At 28.5% G+C, this 2,157-nt stretch carries 1 protein-coding gene; it reads left to right on the top strand.

The annotated features are described in order from the left end of the window. A partial coding sequence (locus Q0352_RS05100) for a glycoside hydrolase family 3 N-terminal domain-containing protein (RefSeq protein ID WP_299524604.1) occupies positions 1–2,157 on the top strand: 2,157 nt, incomplete at both ends.

Genomic DNA, 2,157 nt, shown 5'->3' with positions numbered 1-2,157 from the left:
AAGCATATTCTAATAAGGATGAAAAACACATAAAATTTATTGACAGTTTAATTGAAAATTATCATATTGGTGGGCTAATTTTTATGCAGGGAACACCTGAAAAACAGGCAATTCTAAATAATAATTACCAATCAATTTCTAAAATTCCATTGCTTATTGGTTTTGATGGAGAATGGGGATTAGATATGAGATTGGAAAATACATATCGTTTTCCTTGGAATATGACTCTTGGGGCAATTAGAGATGATAAATTAATTGAAGAATTTGGAAGTAGACTAGGTGAACAGTGCAAAAGGTTAGGAATTCATATCAATTTCGCACCAGTTGTTGATGTAAATACAAATCCTGAAAACCCAATAATAGGGAATCGGTCCTTTGGCGAAAGTAGAGAAAATGTGACTCAAAAAGCTTTAGCATTTATTAAAGGAATGCAAAGTCAACAAGTTTTAGCAAATGCAAAACATTTTCCTGGGCACGGAGATACATCTACAGACTCTCATAAAGCGTTACCTGTTTTAGATTTTGATATTGAAAGATTAGATTCAATTGAATTATATCCATATAAGCAGTTGTTTAAAAGTAATTTAGCAAGTGTAATGGTTGCGCATTTAAGTGTGAAATCGCTAGAGTCTAATGAAGAAATGCCTACATCACTTTCTTATAATGTTATAACAAATTTGTTACAAGAGCAGTTGAATTTTAAGGGTTTAATTTTAACAGATGCTTTAAATATGAAAGGAGCAGCAAATTTTGCAAAACCTGGAGAAGTTGATTTAGCTGCATTTATCGCAGGAAATGATATGTTATTAATTCCAGAAGATGTTCCTGCTGCAATTACAAAAATGAAAGAAGCTTTAGAAGCAAAAGTTGTTTCTGAGGATAGATTAAATTTTTCGGTAATTAAAATCTTAAAAGCAAAGTATTGGGCTGGTTTAAGCAAACTTAAACCTGTAAATTTAAATTCTTTAGAAGAAGATTTAAATTCAATATCTGATGAGTTATTGCATAGAAAGTTAGTTGAAAACTCTATTTCATTATTGAAAAATGAATCTTTAGTATTTCCAATTCAAAATTTAGATAAGAAGAAAATAGCATATATTAAATTAGGTGATGCAGAAAATAATGATTTTGTAAATATGCTAAAAAATTATACCAATGTTGATGAGGTTTCAAGTGAAAATTTAGATGAATTAATAACAAAATTGAAACCATATAATTTAGTGATTGTTGGATATCATAAATCTAATTTTAACCCTTGGGAAGATTATAAATTTAAAGATAAAGAACTAGTTTGGTTGCAAGAAATAGCAAGAACTAAAACAATAATTTTAGATGTTTTTGCAAGTCCATATTGTTTATTGCAGCTTAAAACTTTTGAAAACATCAACGGATTGCTACTTTCTTATCAAAATAGTAAAGTTTCACAAGAGATTTCAGCTCAAATGATTTTTGGAGCTATAGAAACAAAAGGAAAACTTCCAGTATCTATAAAAAATGTGTTTTCAGAAGGACATGGTTTAATGTCAACTTCTTTAAAACGTTTAAGCTATTCCATTCCTGAAGATGTTGGTCTGAGTAGCGAAAAATTAAATAAGATTGATTCACTTGCTGAAGTTGTTTTAAAAGAAAAAATGGCTCCTGGGTTACAAGTTTTAGTTGCTAGAAAAGGGAAAGTTGTTTATCAAAAAAACTTTGGTTTTCATACTGATGAAAATGATGTAGCTGTTGGTAATAATGATATTTATGATATTGCTTCTATGACAAAAATACTAGCTACGTTACCTCTTATTATGCAGCTGGAGGAAAAGGGAGCTTTAAATTTAGAAAGTACTTTGGGAAATTTAATTCCTGAATTTAAACATTCTAATAAAAGTTCTTTATCGGTTAAAGAAGTGCTTTCTCATTATGGGAGATTAAAAGCTTGGATTCCATTTTATTTACATACGTTAGATAGTTTAACACATAAACCTTCATTAGAATTTTATAGAGATAAAAAATCAAATAAATTTAATATTGAAGTTGCTCAAAATTTATTTTTAAGAAACGATTATGGCTCTATAATGATAGATAGCATTGTTAGTGCAGATCAGCGTTTAAAATTAGGTTATAAATACAGTGATTTACCATTCTATATATTTAAAAAATATATTGAAAATT

This window comes from uncultured Lutibacter sp. (assembly GCF_937891065.1).
In the GTDB taxonomy this organism is placed as follows: domain Bacteria; phylum Bacteroidota; class Bacteroidia; order Flavobacteriales; family Flavobacteriaceae; genus Lutibacter.
Note: the sequence above shows the minus strand (reverse complement) of the source record. Positions and strands in the feature narration are given on the sequence as shown.